Raw genomic sequence first — 17,300 nt, 5'->3', positions numbered from 1 at the left:
GCGTTCAGCAGTATGGAGACAAAAAAAAAAGGCCGGCACTGATGCCGACCTTGAATACCTTCCCGGGTAAGGAGCAGGCGCCCGGCCTGCATCCCGCACTACTTTTTATTGCTTAGTTAAACTTCCATGCGCGAACGTAATTGACTTCGTAGGAATTGTCTTTTCCTTGCGGCGTCGAATCATCCGGCGTGCCGCTGGCGCTGCCGAACCACAGGTCGAGCATGAGATACATCGGGTCGTTCATGGAGATGTTTACCGTTGCCACTTCCTTGCCGTCGAAGTAATAAGTCTGCTTGTTCGGCTCCCACTTCACTGCGTACTTGTGGAAGTCTGCGGACAGGTCAATGCCGGCGTTATACATCTTGAAGCCTGCCTGATGTCCTTCATAGTCACCAACCCAGACGGTCGCCGAATAGGTGTTCGGGATCGCTACGCCGGAGCCGTCCTTGTAGCCCCAGCCTTCACCGCCGGCATACGCTTCCATGATGTCCATTTCAGGACGGCGCTCATTGATGTGGTTGAACAGCCAGAATGCCGGCCAGGTGCCTTTACCCTTAGGCAATTTCGCTTCCACCTCGAAGTAGCCGTACTTCTGGTAGTACTTGCCGTCGGTATCGAGCGTACGATTGAAGAACTTGCCGGATGCATCGCGCTGCGGCCAGATCTTCAGCTTGCCGTCTTCCACCGCATAGTTCTTGGTCGGGTTCGAGCCCTCGTACCACATGTGGTCATTCCACAGGTTGGTGTCCAGCGAGTTGAACTCTTCGGAGAAGGTCAGCGCGTAGTCGCTGGCATTCTGGCCATACGGCGTCATCGCGCCGCCGGAAGGAGCAGTCTGTTGAGTGGCGCCTGAAGACGAGGGATTCACCTCGGCGGTAGAAGCAATGTTCGGAGAACCTGCGGCTTGAGAAGCACCGGCACCAGCGAGATCACCACCGCCGCCACCGCATGCGGTCAACAGCGCAGCAGCGCAAGCGCACGCGGAGAGGGACAGGGAAAAACGGGAGAGAGAGAATTTAACCAAAACTTATTTCCTCACTTGATCTTTTAAAAGGGCCGGCAATTCTCACCAGCAAGTACTCCTCTGAGCCTTGCGTCAAAGAAATGGTTCCAGGAAATTTAAAGATTTTGGGAAATTTTTCCGCGTAGATACATGCATAATGCATGCAGTTGGGAAACATTGAACGAACATCACATCAATTCGAACGCCCGGCGAATTTACCAAGAAGCAATAAAATGGCCTTAGCTTTTGTTTTATTCGGTTAATTTCATGGCGTTAATCCGACGCGCGCTGCATTGCCGGACCGGTCGCGCAAAAAAAAAGAGGCCGGCTTTTGATGCCGGCCTCGCCGTTGACGGAAGGACGCGCCTTCACGGGATGTCAGGTGTTTACTTGAACTTCCAGGCACGCACGTAATTGACTTCGTATGAATTGGTCTTGCCTGTCGGCGTCGTCCCATCCGGCGTCCCGCTGGCGCTGCCGAACCAAAGGTCGAGAATGATGTACATCGGATCGGGCATCGCCACGTTTACCGTCAGTACTTCCTTGCCGTCGAAGTAGTAGGTCTGCTTGGTCGGTTCCCACTTGACCGCATACTTGTGGAAGGCTGCGGACAAGTCGAGGCCGCTGTCATACATCTTGAAGCCGGCCTGGTGGTTCGCATAGTCGCCGACCCATACGGTGGCGCCGTAGGTCGTCGGATGGGCAATGCCGGAGGCATCGGTATAGCCCCAGCCGTTGCCGCCGGCATACGCTTCCATGATGTCCATTTCCGGACGGCGGTCGCCAGGATGGGCAAACAGCCAGAACGCCGGCCAGGTTCCCTTACCCTTCGGCAGCTTGGCTTCCATCTCGAAGTAGCCGTAGGTTTGCGCATACTTGCCGTCGGTATCGATGGTGCGGTTGAAGAAATTGCCCGATGCGTCGCGCTGCGGCCAGATTTTCAGCGTGCCGTTTTCCACCGCATAGTTGATGGTGGGATTGGAGCTCTCATACCAGATATGGTCGTTCCAGCGGCTGGAATCGAATCCTCCATTGAATTCCTCCGCGAAGCTCAAGGTGTACAAACTGGCGTCTTGCCCGAACGGCGAGACCTCGGTTGGAGCCGGAGCCGGAGCCGGAGCCGGAGCCGGAGCCGGAGCCGGAGCTGGTGCTGGTGCTGGTGCTGGTGCTGGTGCTGGTGCTGGTGCTGGTGCCGGGCTCTGTTTTTTCCATTGCCGTGACAAATTCTTGAAATCCCAGCTTGCCGCCGTCTGATCCAAGCCGGAGGCGGCTGTTACGGCATTGTCGCCCCCCTCCTCGGCGCTGCCTCCGCCACAAGCAGAGAGCAAGACCGCAGCGCATGCGCATGATAGCGCCGACATTGAAAAACGATAAAAAACGGATTGATCCACGTGAAGTCTCCAAGATTGAAATGCTCTTGATTATTCTTAAGAGCAAGAGTTTCCTGAGAGTACTTTCTGTGGAAATTGGTTCCATGCAACTTTATTGATGAAGTGAAACCGTTATATATGAAGCTGTCTTGGGGAAATATTTTGAAAAGAGTGTAGGTAGCGAGCCATCCGCGCGTGGGAACGGAAGGTGACAGGAGCGCATCTGTATAAGCGGGTAACGCAAAAGACAAATTCCGCTGGCTCAATTGCTGCCAGCCCATGTGTTTGCACCAAATTCCGCCTGACAGGCTTGTCGGTGCCGGACGTTTGCTCTCGGCTATATGGTGCGGCTTATTGTTCCGCAGGCGATCTGCTCGGCTTCCGTTGCAATAGCCCGATTGAAATGGCTCTAAAGGGAATGTATTTCGTGGCGTAGCCCGCGCCGGCCCTTGCAAGAATGTTCAGGCGGCATTGCGGATGCGCGACGAAAACTGGCGCAGTTTTCGCCCCAAGGGGTAAGCTAGATCCCAGATGGGCGCGACATGGCTTGATTGCAGCCATACCTGCCGTTGAAATTGGGAAAAAGAACTTGCATCAAAACAGGTGCGGGGAATCTGGTCCAGCGGACAGTTTACTCTGGCGGACTGGCGCGATACCCCATATTGATACTTGAAGCCTATAGCGGTCGCGATGCCCCGCCACGCGGGTTGCGATAATCCCCAGGGCCACGCCAGATGCGAGAAATGACTTTTCGGCAGCCTTAATTCGGACGCAAGCATGTACATCGACATGGCGAGATCCTGCTTGAGTTTCTCCGCCGAATAAGTTGTGAAATTGTTGTGTCCATGACTATGGGACTGGCAATCGACGATACCGCTCGATTGCAGCTCGCGCGCTTGTGTCCAGGACAGGTAGTGCTCGGGATGCTCGATATTCGACAGCGGCACGCATTTGTCGTCGGGATTGCGCAAGAACGCGGTGGACAGGAAGCTAATTGCCTTGCAGTCGAATTCGCGCAAGATAGCGAGCGCCGTGCTTCTGATACTTTCGTACCCATCGTCGAATGTAATCAGAAACGATCTTGCCGGAAACGAGCGTCCAGTCATCATCGCAAAACAGAATTCATCAGCCGACAACGACCGCCAGCCGCGTTCCTTCAGCCACTGCAAGTGCTGCCGGAACAGCAAGGGCGATGTGGACGTACTGTACTTCGCATTGTCGATGCGATGATATAAGAGGATCGGAATCGGCAGGCTCAAGTGTCATCCTTCGGAACCAAGGGAGCAAGCAGGCAGGGAACGGCCGCAACGGCTAGCGGCCGGCTATTGAAAGCCGGTCGGGTTCATGCTCTGCCAGCGCCAGTGATCGGCACACATTTCGTCCAGCCCCTTTCTTGCCTGCCAGTCGAGCACCTCCCGCGCCAGCGTCGGATCCGCGTAGCACACCGCGATATCTCCGGGCCGCCGATCTACGATCCGGTAAGGAACCCGTCTTCCGCAGGCCTGTTCGAAGGCTGCCACCATTTCAAGCACGCTATAGCCGCGCCCGGTTCCCAGGTTAAGAGTGAAGCTGCAACCGCTGCGGAACAGTTCGGCCAGCGCCGCCACATGGCCGCGCGCCAGATCGACAACATGGATATAGTCCCTTACCCCTGTTCCATCCGGTGTCGGGTAATCGTTGCCGAACACCGACAGGCACTCGCGCCGGCCAACGGCGACCTGGGCAATGAATGGAACAAGATTGTTGGGCATTCCACGCGGGTCTTCGCCGATCAGGCCGCTCGGATGGGCGCCAGCGGGATTGAAATAACGCAGCCTCCCGATGGCCCAGGATGCATCTGCCCGGCCCAGGTCCTCCAACACCTGCTCGGCCATCAGCTTAGATCGGCCATATGGATTGGTGGTGGACAGGCGCGCCGTTTCCTTGATCGGCACCTCCTCCGGATCACCGTAGACGGTGGCCGACGAGCTGAACAGAAAGCGCTTGACGCCGGCAGCTCCTAATGCCTCCAGCAAGGTGACGGTGCCGCCGACATTGTTTTCAAAATAGGACAAGGGTTGGGCCGTCGATTCGCCGACCGCCTTGAGGCCCGCGAAATGTATGGCGGCGTCGATGCGATGCGTGCGCAATAGCGCATTGAGCGCCAGCCGGTCCCGCACATCCGCCTCGTAGAACGGGATGACGCAACCGGTGATTTTTTCCACGCGCCTGAGCGCCTCAGGAGAACTGTTGCACAGGTTATCGAGGGCAACGACCGAATATCCGGCACCCAGCAGCTCGACGCAGGTATGCGAACCGATATAGCCGGATGCCCCGGTAACGAGGATAGTCTTGTGGGTGCTCATGGCTGTCGGCGCCTCACGCCGCCTCCATGGAAAAATTTGCACCGGCACTCCTGACTTCCACCACGATATGCTCCGCCAACCTGAATGCGAGAGCCGCCAGCGTAATCGTCGGGAAGTTCGCGCCTGCCGTCGGGAATACCGAACTACCGGCAACATACAGGTTCGTCATGCCATGCACCTTGCACTGGCGGTCGACGACGCCATGCTTGGGCGAATCATGCATCCTGGTTGTTCCCATGTGATGCCATGTGCCTTCAAGATCGGCAGGCCATTTCCGGCCCTCGATCGGCGGGTCGAGTTCGACCTCGGCCACGCCACTGCGACGCATGTCCTCGGCAAGAATCGCCAGCGTGCGGTCGAAAGTGCGCTGCACATTGGATGTCAGACGCCAGTCGACCCTTACCCGGTTCATGCCGAGCTGATCTTTTTGCGATGGTGAAAGCATTACCCTGCTGTTCGGGTCCGGCTCCGGCTCGACGATGAGCTGGAATTTCACTCCCTGGATAAGCCAGCGCGGCTGGAACAGGCGCGTATATCCATAAGCCATGGTATCCACCGGGTGGGACAGCATCATCATCAGATCCTTGCTGAATTTCCATCCAGCCTGTTCCTTCTTCAGCAGCGCCTGCTTGCAGCGGAACAAAGCCTGTGCGCCTTCGCTTCCCTCCCCCGGAAATACCGACGAAAACCATACGCGCGCATTGAGCAATCTTTCTTCGCGTAGCGTTTCCGATGTCAACGCGAACTGATGCGCAATGCAGGTACCATGCGCCGCCACCGCGGCATTCATGTAGTGGTACTTCACATCAGAAAGCTTGTTGCGCGACCATTGCTTGGCAAACTTGATATTGCCGGAGAACAGGCGCGGATGATCCATGAAGAAGCGCCCGACCAGATCGTTCGCGTTTCCGAGGCCGGCGCGCTGGACCTTGTTCGAGGCCAGCAGCATGCGCGCATTTTCGATTCCACCGGTAGCCAGCACATACAGCTTCGCGCAAACCTTGAGCCTTCGCCCGCTTAGTGTCGCAACATCGATGTGGGTGACCTTCTGCCCGCTGGAATCGGTATCGATGTTGGTCGCATTCGCATACAGGAACACGCGCACGCGCTGCGAACGCTTCAGGGTATCCCGGTATAGCTTGCCGAAGCGCGCCGGCGGGCTGAATTGCGAAATCGTATCGCGCACCTTGCCCGTCACGAGCGGGATGCGGCGCACGTCGGACCGGTTGATGGAACGCTCCCAGAATTCGGGATCGAAATTATTCGGCCCAAGCTTCAGGAGGGCATGTGTGCGCTCGTAGTAAGGCGCCAGTTCGCTCAAGCCGAAAGGCCAGCCGCTGTGCGCAATCCATTCGCGCTTTTCGAAGTCCCAGGGATCGAGCGGACGGCACCAGCCGCCCCAGCAATTGCTGCTCCCCCCAAGAAAGCGGCTGCGGCTGCCATCGGCAAAGTTATAGCGCCATTCGCCAACATCCTCGCCGCGGTACAAATCGCGGGTATCGTCGTCCGGATTGAAGCCGCCGCTTTCAAGCAGGCATACTTCAATTCCCTTCTTGTCCAGTTCCATCGCCAGCGTAATGCCCGCCACGCCGCCGCCGATGATGCAGACTGTCGTTTCAATGACTGCGCCTTGCTCAACACGCCGAGTATCGATAAACATTATTGCTTTTTTCCCCAGGTTGATCTGACACATCCGCCGCTCGCGCATCCCTGCTTCGGAATGGCGCCTTCGCACTCGATAGCTGCTTTTCCGTGACGAAGCCCTCTATGCCGGCATGGTGCATTCCCCTTTGCCGCACGCTGCACGGCACGAAAATCGCGCTTCTTCATGTCTGATGAAGGAGCGCGCCGCTTCGCGACACTGATAGAAAAATAGGCCATGCTCAGGTGATGGATCTTGATATTCGTTATGAAGAATTCAAAAAGCCATTGGCGGCCACGGGAGCACGCGGGCGCAGGCACATACTTGCCGAATAAATGCCCTGCGCTGGGAAACGCGACAACAGTGACGGCATTTCGTATTAGCTGTGTATTGATGCGGATTGCGCTCTCGCATAGCGCGCCATGCAGGGGCGAACGAATTGGTCCGCCGTCATTTCACGGAGATGCATTGCCGTTCGCGTCTATTCAGGGCGGCTCAGAACGGGAGCGCAGCGTTTGCCTTGCTTGCGAGGATGACGCGCTTGAATTCATTCTGGATGCGCTGAAGCGCCTCGTCCGATTCGCCCTCGAAGCGCATCACCACCACCGGGGTCGTGTTCGACGAGCGCGCCAGCCCGAAGCCGTCCGCATACTCCACCCGCAAGCCGTCGATCGTGACCACCCGCTGCGCCCCCGGAAACTGCGCTTCCTTCTGCAGCTTGGCAATCAGCGCAAAGTTCTCGCCCTCTTCCAGCTTCAATTGCAGCTCCGGCGTGCTCACCGCTTGCGGCAAGGCATTCAATACCGCCGACGGATCGGCCACCCGCGACAGCAATTCCAACAGCCGCGCCCCGGCATACAAGCCATCGTCAAAGCCGTACCAGCGGTCCTTGAAAAACAGGTGCCCGCTCATCTCGCCGCCCAAGGGCGCGCCGGTTTCCCGCATCTTCGCCTTCACCAGCGAATGCCCGGTCTTCCACATCAGCGGCACTCCGCCATGCCGTTGCACCCAGGGCGCGATGTGGCGCGTGCACTTGACGTCGTACAGGATCTCGCGCCCGGGATGGCGCGTGAGCACATCCTGCGCAAACAGCATCAATTGCCGGTCCGGATAAATGATTTGCCCATCCTTGGTCACCACGCCCAGCCGGTCGCCGTCGCCATCGAAGGCCAGCCCGATCTCGGCATCCGTTTCTGTCAGGCAGCGGATCAAGTCTTGCAGGTTTTCCGGGTGGGCCGGGTCGGGATGGTGATTGGGGAAATGGCCGTCGACGTCGCAAAACAATTCGCGCACCTCGCAGCCCAATGCCCGGTACAGGTCGCCGGCAAAGGCGCCGGCCACGCCGTTGCCGCAGTCGATGGCGATTTTCATCGGCCGCGCCATCTTGACGTCGCTGACGATGCGTTCCATGTAGGCCTGGCGGATGTCGTGGGAGCGATAGCTGCCGTTGCCTTGGGCGAAGTCGCCCTTCACGATGGCCTGGTACAAGCCCTGGATCGTGTCGCCGTAGATCGCTTCGCCGGCCAGCACCATCTTGAAGCCGTTGTAGTCGGGCGGGTTGTGGCTGCCGGTGACCATGATGCCGGACTGGGCGTCGAGCACGTGGGTGGCGAAGTACAGCATCGGGGTGGCGACCACGCCGAGGTCGATGACGTCGATGCCGGAGCGCTGCAAGCCGGAAGCGAGGGCCTTGGCCAGTTCGGGGCCGGACAGGCGGCCGTCGCGGCCGATGACCACGGTTTGCTCGCCCTTGATGCGGGCGGCGGTGCCGAAGGCTTGGCCGATCTGGCGCGCAATGCCGATGTCCAGGGTTTTGCCAATGATGCCGCGGATGTCGTAGGCTTTGAAGATGCTTTGAGAGAGAGGTAACAAGGTAGCGTCCGCCAGACAGGAAATGACAGGATAGGCGCGCCAACGCCGAAGCCCGCATGGGCGCGTCACATTATTCCAAAGGTAAATCACGGGCCGGATTGCCGCCCGGCCCGCGATTGATGAGCGACTATCTGGCGCCCGACGCTTCGATCAGCGGGACATCGCCCTCCGAGGAACCGTTGCGGTAGGTGCCGTACCCATAGCCGTACCCGTAACGTCCCGGGCGCGCCTTGAGATCGTTGAACAGCACGCCCTTGGCCGCCAGACCGGCTTGGGCAAGACGCTTCATCGACTCGTTGATCTCACCCGGCGTGGTCACGCCTGCACGCGTCGTGATGTAGATCGCTCCGGCATGCGAGCCGATGATCAGCGTATCGGCCACCGCCAGGATCGGTGGCGCGTCGACCAGCACCAGGTCGTATCCGGCGGACAGTTGCTCGAGCATGGCGCCGAAGCTCGGCCGCAGTAGGAGTTCGGACGGATTCGGCGGCAAGGTTCCGGTCGAAATGAAGTCCATGTTCTCGATCACGCCGCGGTGTATCACCTGCTCCGGCGCGCGTGCGCCGGCAATTGCGTCCGACAGGCCATCCTGGCGTCCGAAACCGAAATACAGATGCAGCAAGCCGTTGCGCAGGTCCGCATCGACCAGCAGTACCCGCTTCCCGGTCGCCGCCATGATGGCTGCCAGATTGGCCGACACGAACGACTTGCCCATCCCCGGCGTCGCGCCTGTGATCAGCACGACATTGTTCCTGAACTGCGGCAGAGCGAATTGCAATGCCGCCCGGAAGCTGCGCAGGCTTTCAATGGCGGCGTCGGTGGAAGACACCTTGGCCAGCAGCGGAACTTTCTGCTGCCGTGCGGCGACCTGCTGATACAGCTCCTTCTGCTTCTTGCTGTGCGGGATAGTGGCGTAGACTGGCACGCCGACCATCTTCTCGACCTGCTCCGGCGTATCGATGCCGCCATACAGGGACTTGCGGAAGAACGCCGCCAGCACGCCGAGGAACAAGCCGCCCAGCACTGCCAGCGCCAGGATGACCGGCCGATTCGGCTTGATCGGCTTTTCCGGCAGCATCGGCGCATCCACCAGGCGCACGTTGCTGACCTTGCCGACGGTGATCAGGCGCAGCTGCTGCGCCGTGTTCAGCAACGCGGTATACAACTCGGTATTGACCTTCACCTCACGGGTCAGGCGTACCAGGTTCTGCTCCAGCATCGGCAGCGATTTGATGTGCTCCTGCATGCCATTGATTTCGGCATTGATTTCCTTCAGCTGGCTGTCGATGCCCTGCACAAGAGGATGATCCGGCGTGAATCGCGTCAGCAGCTCCAGTCGTTTTTGCTGAAGTTCCATTTTTTTGACCTTCGCGTTCGACTGCTGCTGCAGCGTCAGCTTGGATTCCTCGCTCAGGTCGACGGTGCCGTTGCTGTTGCGAAATGCGTTGTACTTCGCTTCAGCCTGTTCCAGCTGCTGCTTGAGTTCCGGCAGCTGCTTGTTCAGGTAGGCCAGCGACTTTTCCGCCTCTTCCGTCTTGCGCGCGGCGTTCTGCTTCACGTATTCCTTGCTGATCTCGTTCAGCACGGCATGGATCATTTTCGGATCCGATCCCTGCAGGGTAGCGGCAATGATTCCCGACTGCTTGCCGCCCTGTTCATTGACGGTCAGCGAATTCTGGATGCTTTCGATCGTCGCCAGGCGCGAGCCGCGATTGAGCAGGAATTGCGTTCCCGGCTTGGCCTGCAATCGGTCCACGCGCAATTCGATGGGGCCCTTGGCGGTTTCGACATTGACCGGCGCGCCGACCTTGCCGGCGAATTCCACCCCCTGATCCTTCTGGGTAACGCGGAACTGCCCGTCGTTCTCGGCGGTCAGGACGAACTCGCGGTTCAGGAATGCGTCCGGCACATTGAAGACGGCCACGTCGGCCTTTTCCGCCCCCCAGGCATAGCCGCCGTAGCCGAGCAAACCCGGGGTCGACAGCTGCTTGTTGTAGCCGGCCAGCCAGCCGCCGATCAGCGGAAACCGCTTCGGCTCGGCGCTGATGTACAGGCGCAAGTTGTCGATGGCGCGCGAAACGACTAGGCGGGAGCGCACCAGTTCCATCTCTGAAGGCGCCGACGTTTTCACGTCGAACATCGAGGACAGGTCGCCGAGGATGTTTTTCGATTCCTTCTGACTTTCCTCTTCGACGTGAATCAGCATGTTCGCTTCGTACACGGGCTTGGCCAGGAATGCATAGCAGGCGCCGAGCAGTGTCACGACAAACGCGACGCTGGCGATCAGCCAGCGGTTCTCCCACAGGATGTCGAAGTAGGTCGCCATCCCGATTTCTTCATCGTCGTGGCGGACGTTCGGCGGTCCGGATAACAGGGGTATGGATTGATTCGTCATAGGATTATCGAAAAGGAGTTAAATCGCACATAAGCCGGCGCCGCACGATCCGCACTGTCTGCGGCGGCGCCGCGCCGCCCGTTTCCCGCGCTCCCAGCAGGCCGGGCGGACGCGGCGCATGTCGTTCAGAACCGGTCAATTACTTGTTGGTGGCCGGCGTGACCGCTCCCACGGCGCCGGACAACGCGCTCGGGAGGATCAGGCTGATCGCGCGGTGCCAGTTGGCCAGCGGCGTGGCAGCCACATACACGACGTCCTTCGGGTCCAGCTCGAAGTTTTCCGCCATCGCCAGCGCTCCCGGCGAGCGTCCGTCGAGCTGATAGACGATCTGATCGGTCCCCGACCTGCGAATGACGTAGATCTGGCTGCCGTCGCCGCTGAGGGGATTGACGCCGCCGGACTCGCCCAGCGCTTCGTTGAGCGTCAGCCGTCCGTTATGCATGGGCAGCGCGCGCGGGCTCACCACTTCCCCCGACACGAATACCTTGCTTTCGTCGCGCGAGCGCACGCGCACCACGTCGCCGTCGCGCAGCATGATGGTCGATGGATTCACGCCGCGCTGCACGAGCTGCGGAAGGTTCACCTGGTAATTGACGCCACTGCGGTTAACCACGACCTGGCTCTGGTCGCCGGTAGGCAGCACACCGCCGGCGCGATTGATCGCCTCCACGAGGGTCATCGGGATATCGTTGATCGCCTGCAGGCCGGGATTCTTCACTTCGCCATCGACGTACACGCGTTTGCTCCGGTAGGACTGCACGCGCAGCGTGACCTTTGGATTGCGCAGGTAGCGCGACAGTTTGGAGCTGAGCAGGTTGGCCGCCTGATCCTGGGTCAGCCCGGATACCTTGAGCGTGCCTGCGTATGGGAATTGGATGACGCCCTCGTGGTCGACCATGAATCCGGCCGGCGGCGCGGTCGTCGCCGTCACTGCCGCATCGGCGCCGGCGCCGCCGTAGCCCGCGATCGCAGTCGTGGCGCTATTGGATAGTTCAGGATGGTCCCAGACCACGATCGACAGCACGTCGCCGCTGTCGATCTTGTATGCGCTCGGTTTGGCGATCAGCGCGCTGATATCCTGCGTCGCCTGCTTTTCACGCAATTCCTTTTCGGCCTTTACCAGTTTCACGGTGATAGGCTTGAGCACCGCATTGGCATTGTCGCCGCTCCCGGCGGCGGAGGAACCGGCGCTATAGCCGCTCGACTGCTGCTCGAAATGCATGCCCGGCGCGGCCGATGAGCATGCGGCAAACAACGGTATGAGTGCAACTACACTCCATCGTTTCAGGGATGCGTCGAAATACAAGTGCATATGATTACCCCACGTGATTAGTACGAACCTGCAAGAAGGCTGGCGGCACAAGCGGTGTGCAAGAAAATCTGATCGGAATACGTCCACGACTCGGCGGACTGCATGTCAATGAAGTGAACGTGGACTCGGGATAGACGTTGCGCGACTCCTCTTGATGAACGGAACCGGACTCTTTTCAGGCGCAGCGCCTGGAGCGGCTCTGGCCATGTGTTCCATTTGCCTCACACCCATCGGCGACTTACTTGACGTTCACTCTACTTTTCCACTCGTTGTTTGTTTTGACACGTATCAACGCAAAACACGAATGAAATTTCGCCTATGCGGATGCGTTGTTTTACCCGCGCATGACGCATGACGTGAAGTGACGTGCAGGAACAAACGCACCTCACGGCGGAATATTTTCCGCACCGAATTTACGAGATGCGCTGCACTGCGCGACTGCCGCATGGACAGTGAAAATATAGTGCGTGACGCCAGGAGAAGGCTTGCGGAAAAGCACGGCCACGCTCGTGCATCTTTAATGCAGATTAAAGCCGCGCAGAAGACCAGGAACGGCGCGAAAGGAATCAGCTTCCGCGCAACGACTGCAGCGGAGGCTGGCGCAATACCTTGCGCAAGCCGGCCCAGCCGCCGATGAATGCGCAGATCGAGCCGATCGCGAGCCCGCTCAGCCAGACCGCCGGGCTGAAGCGCCATTCGAAATTGAAGACGTAGTGCGCCAGCACCCATCCGGCCACGGCGGCGCCGGTGGCGGCAAGCAGCCCCGCCAGGCTGCCGACCAGCGCGAACTCGATCCACTGCGCCTGCGACAACTGGCGGCGCGTCGCGCCCAGCGCTCGCAGCAGGGCCGCTTCGCGAATCCGCTCATCCTGCGAGCCGGCCAGCGCCGCATACAGCACCAGCACGCCGGACGCCAGCGTAAAGAGGAACAGGAATTCGACCGCGGCGATCACCTGGTCGAGCACCGCCTGCAGTTGCCTGATCACGCTGCCCACGTCGATCACGGTCAGGTTCGGAAAGTCGCGCGTCAGGGAATGGACGAGCGCCGACTTCGACGGTGCAAGATGAAACGCGGTGATCCACGTCTGCGGCATGCCCCGCATCAGTTCCGGATTGAGGATCACGAAAAAATTCACCCGCATCGAGCCCCATTCCAGCTTGCGCAGGCTGGTCACGCTGGCCTCGACAGCCTGCCCCGCTATATCGAAGCGCAATCTGTCTCCCAGCTTCAGGTTCAGGGTTTTCGCCAGTCCCTCCTCGACCGATGCCTGCGCGCCCCGGCCCTCAAACCAGCGGCCGGCCACGATCTCGTTTTGCGGCGGCAACTCGCGCATGGTGGACAGGTTGAACTCGCGGTCTACCAGCCGCCTGGCGCGCTCCTCGACATAGGTCTGTCCCGTGATCGGCGTATCGTTCACCTGGATCAGGCGGCCGCGGATCATCGGATACAGCAGTGGATGCGCGATGCCCGCCTGCTCCAGGCGGCGCGCGATCTCGTCCTTCTGGTCGGGCTGGATATTGATCACGAACCGGTTCGGCGCGTCCGGCGGCGTCGACTGGCGCCAAGCCGCCAGCAAGTCGCCGCGGATGACGGTCAGCAGCAGCAAGGCCATCAGCCCCAGCGACAGCGCGACTATCTGCACCACGGTGGCACCGGTACGGCGCTGCAATGCAGTGACGGCAAAGCGCCAGGCCGGATGGGCGATACGCGACCGCAGCGCGCGCAGCGATTTCACGCCCAGCCATCCGACCGCCGCAAACACGGCGAACCCGCCGAGGAAGCCGCCGGCCGTCAGCAGACCAAGCCGTGGCGCGCCGGACTGCCAGAGCAGCAAGCCGACGAAAGCACTCAGGCCCAGCACATAGGTCGCCAGCGTCATCGCTTGCGGTGCATCCTGCTCGCGCCGGATGACGCGGTTGTGCGGCACGCCGCGCAGCTGCAGGATCGGCGGTATCGCAAAGCCGATCAGCAGCAGCATGCCGGCCGCCAGCCCCTGCAGGGCGGGCATGAAGGTGGCAGGCGGAAGCTGGCGGCTCACCAACGGGCCGAGCCATTCCAGCAGCGCGAAGTGCGCGCCGAAACCGAGCGCGACACCGAGCGCCCCGCCGGCCAGGCCGACCGCGCCGAATTCGATCAGGTACAGCGATGTCACCTGGTTTTGCGTCATGCCGAGGCAGCGCAGCATGGCGCACGCATCCAGGTGGCGCAACATGAAGCGGCGCGCCGCCATCGCCACCGCAACCGCGGCCAGCATGGCCGACAGCAGGCCGACCAGCGACAGGAACTGTTCGGCGCGATCCAGCGTCGCCTGCATCTCGGGACGGCCGGACTCGAGCGTTTCGAGGCGCACGCCCTTCACGTTGGCACGCTCGATCTCCTGCCCCAGCCAGCGCCGCAAGTACGCCACCTGCGCCGCATCGCCGGCCACGAGCAGCCGATAGGTCACGCGCGATCCGTTCTGGATCAGGTTGGTTGCCGGCAAATCGGACAGGCGCAGCATCACGCGCGGCGCGAAATTCATGAACGACGCGCCGCGGTCGGGTTCGAGCGCAATCACGCCGTCGATGCGGAACACGGCATCGCCCAGCTGCAGCGCAGCTCCCATTTTCACGCCGAGGGCCGCCAGAATGTTTTCATCCACCCATACGGTGCCCGGCAGCGGGATACCGCGCGCCGCGACGTCGGCGCCCTCCGTGCCGGTTGCCAGCGTCAGCTGCCCGCGCAGCGGATATCCGGGCGAGACCGCCTTGACCGACGCCAGCTGCGACACGGCCTGCTCCCCCTGTCCCGCCATGGCCATGCTGGGAAAGGCGACGGTCTCGGCCAGCTGCAGGCCGCGCCGCAGCGCCTGCGCGCGCCATGCCGCAGCGACCGGCTGGTCCGCATTGATTACCAGGTCGGCGCCAAGCAGTTGATGGGCATCCCGATTGAGCCCGGCGCGCATGCGGTCGACGAAAAAGCCGACCGAGGAAAGCGACGCCACCGCGACGACCAGCGCGGCCAGCAGGAATCGCAATTCGCCCGCGCGCCAGTCGCGCCGGGTCATTCGCAACGATTGCAACAGCATGGAATGTGTTTTCTTTCTTGTTGAGGCAGCGATACGCTATGCGCTCAGCCTGCGCAACAGCCAGCGCAGCCCGCGCCACAGCTTGGGTAGCAGCCACAATGCGACAAGGAAGAATACCGCAAGAAACGCGATCAGGATCCAGGGGTGGAAAAACGCCGCCCACAGCCCGCCGGCCACGCTCACGTCTTCCACGACCGACGCGGTCCAGTTGGAAAACGGCTCGGGCGAGGTATTGATCAGCGCGCGGCTGCCGGCCTTGGTGGCATGCGCGCCGGCGGCAAGCGTTCCGCCCAGGAGCGCGGCCGCGGCGGTCCATTCCGGCGCCATGTGGCCGAGCGTGGCGGCGCCGAGAATCGCGCCGGCGGGAATGCGGATGAATGTATGGACCGCGTCCCAGACCGAATCCACGCCGGGCACCTTATCTGCCAGGAACTCGACGACCAGAAGAACGCCGGTGACCGCGATGACCCAGGGCGATTCGAGCGGCTGCAGGGCCGGGGGCAGATCGAGCCAGCCGGCTCGGCCCAGCCAGCCGGCGGCAAACAGCGTCATGTAGAGCCGGATGCCGCTGGCCCAGGACAGGCCGCCGGCCAGCGCCGCGGCGGACAGCGGATCAGCCATGGATGTCCGGGTCCGGCACGATCCGCGCCACGGGAAATGCGGCTTCCATCATCATGGTTCTCCCGTCAATGCCTCGCGCCGCAGGGCACGCCCTAAAGGAATGCGCTACGCAAAGCAGGCATCGACCTCCTCCAGCAATTTGCGCTTGGCCGCCTCGTCCAGGAACGATGCGACGAAGCTGTTGCGCGCCAGCTGGCGCGCCTGTTCCCGCCCGAGCGGCAAGGCCTCGAACATGCGCAGGAAATTGTCATTGACGTACCCGCCGAAATACGCGGGGTCGTCGGAATTGACGGTCACCAGCAGACCGGCTTCCAGCAGCTTCAGCAGGTTATGATCCGCCAGCCGGTCGAAGACGCGCAGCTTGATATTCGACAGCGGGCAAACGGTCAGCGGTACGCGCTGCTCCGCCAGGCGCCGGGTCAGCGCGGCGTCTTCCAGGCAGCGCACGCCGTGGTCGATGCGCTCCACCTGCAATACGTCGAGCGCGGAACGGATGTAGTCCGGAGGGCCCTCTTCGCCCGCGTGCGCCACCAGGTGCAGTCCGAGCTCCTTGCAGCGCGCAAACACCCGTGCGAATTTTTCCGGCGGATGGCCGCGCTCCGACGAATCCAGGCCGACGCCGATGAACTTGGCGCGATGCGGAATGGCCTGTTCCAGCATGGCCAGCGCATCCTCTTCCGGCAAATGGCGCAAAAAGCACATGATCAGCGCGCCGCTCATGCCCCACTGGCGCTTCGCATCCTCGAGCGCACGGTGGATGCCGTCGATGACCGTGGCAAACGCGACGCCGCGCTCGGTATGGGTCTGCGGATCGAAGAAGATTTCCGCGTGCCTGACGTTGTCGGCGTGCGCGCGTTGCAGATAGGCCCAGGTCATGTCGTAGAAATCCTGCTCGTGCAGCAGCACGCTCGCCCCGGCGTAATAAATGTCCAGAAACGATTGCAGATCGGTGAACGCGTAGGCGCGGCGCAACTCCTCTACCGAGGCATAACGCAATGCAACGCCGTTGCGCTCGGCCAGCGCGAAGATCAGCTCCGGCTCCAGCGAGCCCTCGATATGAATGTGCAGCTCCGCCTTGGGCATTTCCTGCAGCAGGTTGCGTAGTGAGTCGTCCATGATTCTCCCTGAGTGCTATATGTGACGCGACAAATGCTGGAATTGTACGATCAACAGCACGGCAGCGGCATCACTGCACCCAAAGAAAAACAGGCCGCACGCGGGCGCCGGCCCGGTCTTCACATCGTGTTGCCGCGCAATGCATCGCCATGGGTTTTTTCGTAGTGTTCCTGGCATGGCGCGCAACGTTCGGCGGTCGGCTGCACCTTCAGCCGCTCATAGGGAATTTCCGATTCACAGCTCACGCACACGCCGTAAACCCCGTTTTCCATGCGCCGCCGCGCCGCCTCGACCGCCCGCAGCTCGGTCAGGTCGCGGGTGACCGCCGCATTGCCAAGGTCAACCGCGAGATTGGCGAAAGACGAGTCCCCCGGGTCCGGTATCTCGGTCGCCACCTCCATGTACTCGTCCTTCTCGTTGACTTCGCGCAGCAGGTCGGCGCGCAACACCTGTTCGCGCTCGTCCAGCAACTGCTTCAGATGAGCAAGTTGTTCGTCACTCAGATATGCCATGACATGCCTCCCAAAAAATAAAGTGCCACGCCGGCCCGGGCCAG

General features: G+C 61.0%; 13 protein-coding genes. 1 reads left to right on the top strand and 12 read right to left on the bottom strand.

Going from position 1 to position 17,300, the window contains the following annotated elements; genetic code table 11:
- Positions 1-112: 112 nt before the first annotated feature.
- The gene (locus FAY22_RS05610; protein WP_146329303.1) at positions 113-814 is read right to left on the bottom strand and encodes a family 16 glycosylhydrolase; all 702 of its coding nucleotides are present in this window, start codon (positions 812-814) and stop codon (positions 113-115) included.
- Between the two features lie 575 nt (positions 815-1,389).
- Positions 1,390-2,067: a family 16 glycosylhydrolase gene (locus FAY22_RS05605; protein WP_246860665.1), complete on the bottom strand. Its 678-nt coding sequence runs from the start codon at positions 2,065-2,067 to the stop codon at positions 1,390-1,392.
- Positions 2,068-2,099: 32 nt separating this feature from the next.
- On the opposite strand from FAY22_RS05605, the gene FAY22_RS22530 reads away from it, so the two are divergent.
- Positions 2,100-2,234: a hypothetical protein gene (locus FAY22_RS22530; RefSeq protein WP_256377359.1), complete on the top strand. Its 135-nt coding sequence runs from the start codon at positions 2,100-2,102 to the stop codon at positions 2,232-2,234.
- Between the two features lie 600 nt (positions 2,235-2,834).
- Here the strand turns inward: FAY22_RS22530 and FAY22_RS05595 are convergent.
- The 10 genes from FAY22_RS05595 to FAY22_RS05550 form a co-directional block, all read right to left on the bottom strand.
- Positions 2,835-3,632 (bottom strand): polysaccharide deacetylase family protein, encoded by a 798-nt coding sequence (locus tag FAY22_RS05595; protein ID WP_146329301.1) that lies wholly within the window; start codon positions 3,630-3,632, stop codon positions 2,835-2,837.
- A 63-nt stretch (positions 3,633-3,695) separates the two neighbouring features.
- On the bottom strand, positions 3,696-4,718 hold the full coding sequence (gene galE, locus FAY22_RS05590) for a UDP-glucose 4-epimerase GalE (protein ID WP_146329300.1): 1,023 nt from the start codon (positions 4,716-4,718) through the stop codon (positions 3,696-3,698).
- Between the two features lie 13 nt (positions 4,719-4,731).
- Positions 4,732-6,378 carry an FAD-dependent oxidoreductase gene (locus tag FAY22_RS05585; protein WP_146329299.1) on the bottom strand — a complete coding sequence of 549 codons (1,647 nt, stop codon included), beginning with the start codon at positions 6,376-6,378 and terminating at the stop codon, positions 4,732-4,734.
- 477 nt (positions 6,379-6,855) lie between these two features.
- A complete protein-coding gene (locus FAY22_RS05580; RefSeq protein WP_146329298.1) occupies positions 6,856-8,232 on the bottom strand; it encodes a phosphomannomutase/phosphoglucomutase in 1,377 nt (458 codons plus the stop codon).
- Positions 8,233-8,359: 127 nt separating this feature from the next.
- Positions 8,360-10,627, bottom strand: a complete 2,268-nt coding sequence (locus FAY22_RS05575; protein ID WP_146329297.1) for a polysaccharide biosynthesis tyrosine autokinase — start codon at positions 10,625-10,627, stop codon at positions 8,360-8,362.
- A gap of 139 nt (positions 10,628-10,766) precedes the next feature.
- Entirely contained in the window at positions 10,767-11,849 is a 1,083-nt protein-coding gene (locus tag FAY22_RS05570; RefSeq protein ID WP_146329296.1) for a polysaccharide biosynthesis/export family protein, read from the bottom strand.
- 656 nt (positions 11,850-12,505) lie between these two features.
- Complete coding sequence (locus tag FAY22_RS05565; RefSeq protein ID WP_146329295.1) at positions 12,506-15,007, bottom strand: ABC transporter permease; 2,502 nt, start codon at positions 15,005-15,007, stop codon at positions 12,506-12,508.
- Positions 15,008-15,043: 36 nt separating this feature from the next.
- On the bottom strand, positions 15,044-15,628 hold the full coding sequence (locus tag FAY22_RS05560) for a DUF4126 domain-containing protein (RefSeq protein ID WP_146329294.1): 585 nt from the start codon (positions 15,626-15,628) through the stop codon (positions 15,044-15,046).
- Positions 15,629-15,733: 105 nt separating this feature from the next.
- On the bottom strand, positions 15,734-16,744 hold the full coding sequence (locus tag FAY22_RS05555) for an adenosine deaminase (protein ID WP_371417361.1): 1,011 nt from the start codon (positions 16,742-16,744) through the stop codon (positions 15,734-15,736).
- 119 nt (positions 16,745-16,863) lie between these two features.
- Positions 16,864-17,256, bottom strand: coding sequence for a TraR/DksA family transcriptional regulator (locus tag FAY22_RS05550; protein ID WP_146329292.1), 393 nt, complete (start codon positions 17,254-17,256; stop codon positions 16,864-16,866).
- Positions 17,257-17,300 lie beyond the last annotated feature (44 nt).

It is taken from the genome of Noviherbaspirillum sp. UKPF54 (assembly GCF_007874125.1).
In the GTDB taxonomy this organism is placed as follows: domain Bacteria; phylum Pseudomonadota; class Gammaproteobacteria; order Burkholderiales; family Burkholderiaceae_D; genus Noviherbaspirillum.
Note: the sequence above shows the minus strand (reverse complement) of the source record. Positions and strands in the feature narration are given on the sequence as shown.

Coding starts and splice junctions, on each gene's coding strand:
- FAY22_RS05610 (WP_146329303.1), bottom strand. CDS start 814: ATGACGCCGTATGGCCAGAATGCCAGCGACTACGCGCTGACCTTCTCC.
- galE (WP_146329300.1), bottom strand. CDS start 4,718: ATGAGCACCCACAAGACTATCCTCGTTACCGGGGCATCCGGCTATATC.
- FAY22_RS05585 (WP_146329299.1), bottom strand. CDS start 6,378: ATGTTTATCGATACTCGGCGTGTTGAGCAAGGCGCAGTCATTGAAACG.
- FAY22_RS05575 (WP_146329297.1), bottom strand. CDS start 10,627: ATGACGAATCAATCCATACCCCTGTTATCCGGACCGCCGAACGTCCGC.
- FAY22_RS05570 (WP_146329296.1), bottom strand. CDS start 11,849: ATGCATTTCGAGCAGCAGTCGAGCGGCTATAGCGCCGGTTCCTCCGCC.
- FAY22_RS05565 (WP_146329295.1), bottom strand. CDS start 15,007: ATGCTGTTGCAATCGTTGCGAATGACCCGGCGCGACTGGCGCGCGGGC.
- FAY22_RS05560 (WP_146329294.1), bottom strand. CDS start 15,628: ATGGCTGATCCGCTGTCCGCCGCGGCGCTGGCCGGCGGCCTGTCCTGG.
- FAY22_RS05555 (WP_371417361.1), bottom strand. CDS start 16,744: ATGGACGACTCACTACGCAACCTGCTGCAGGAAATGCCCAAGGCGGAG.
- FAY22_RS05550 (WP_146329292.1), bottom strand. CDS start 17,256: ATGGCATATCTGAGTGACGAACAACTTGCTCATCTGAAGCAGTTGCTG.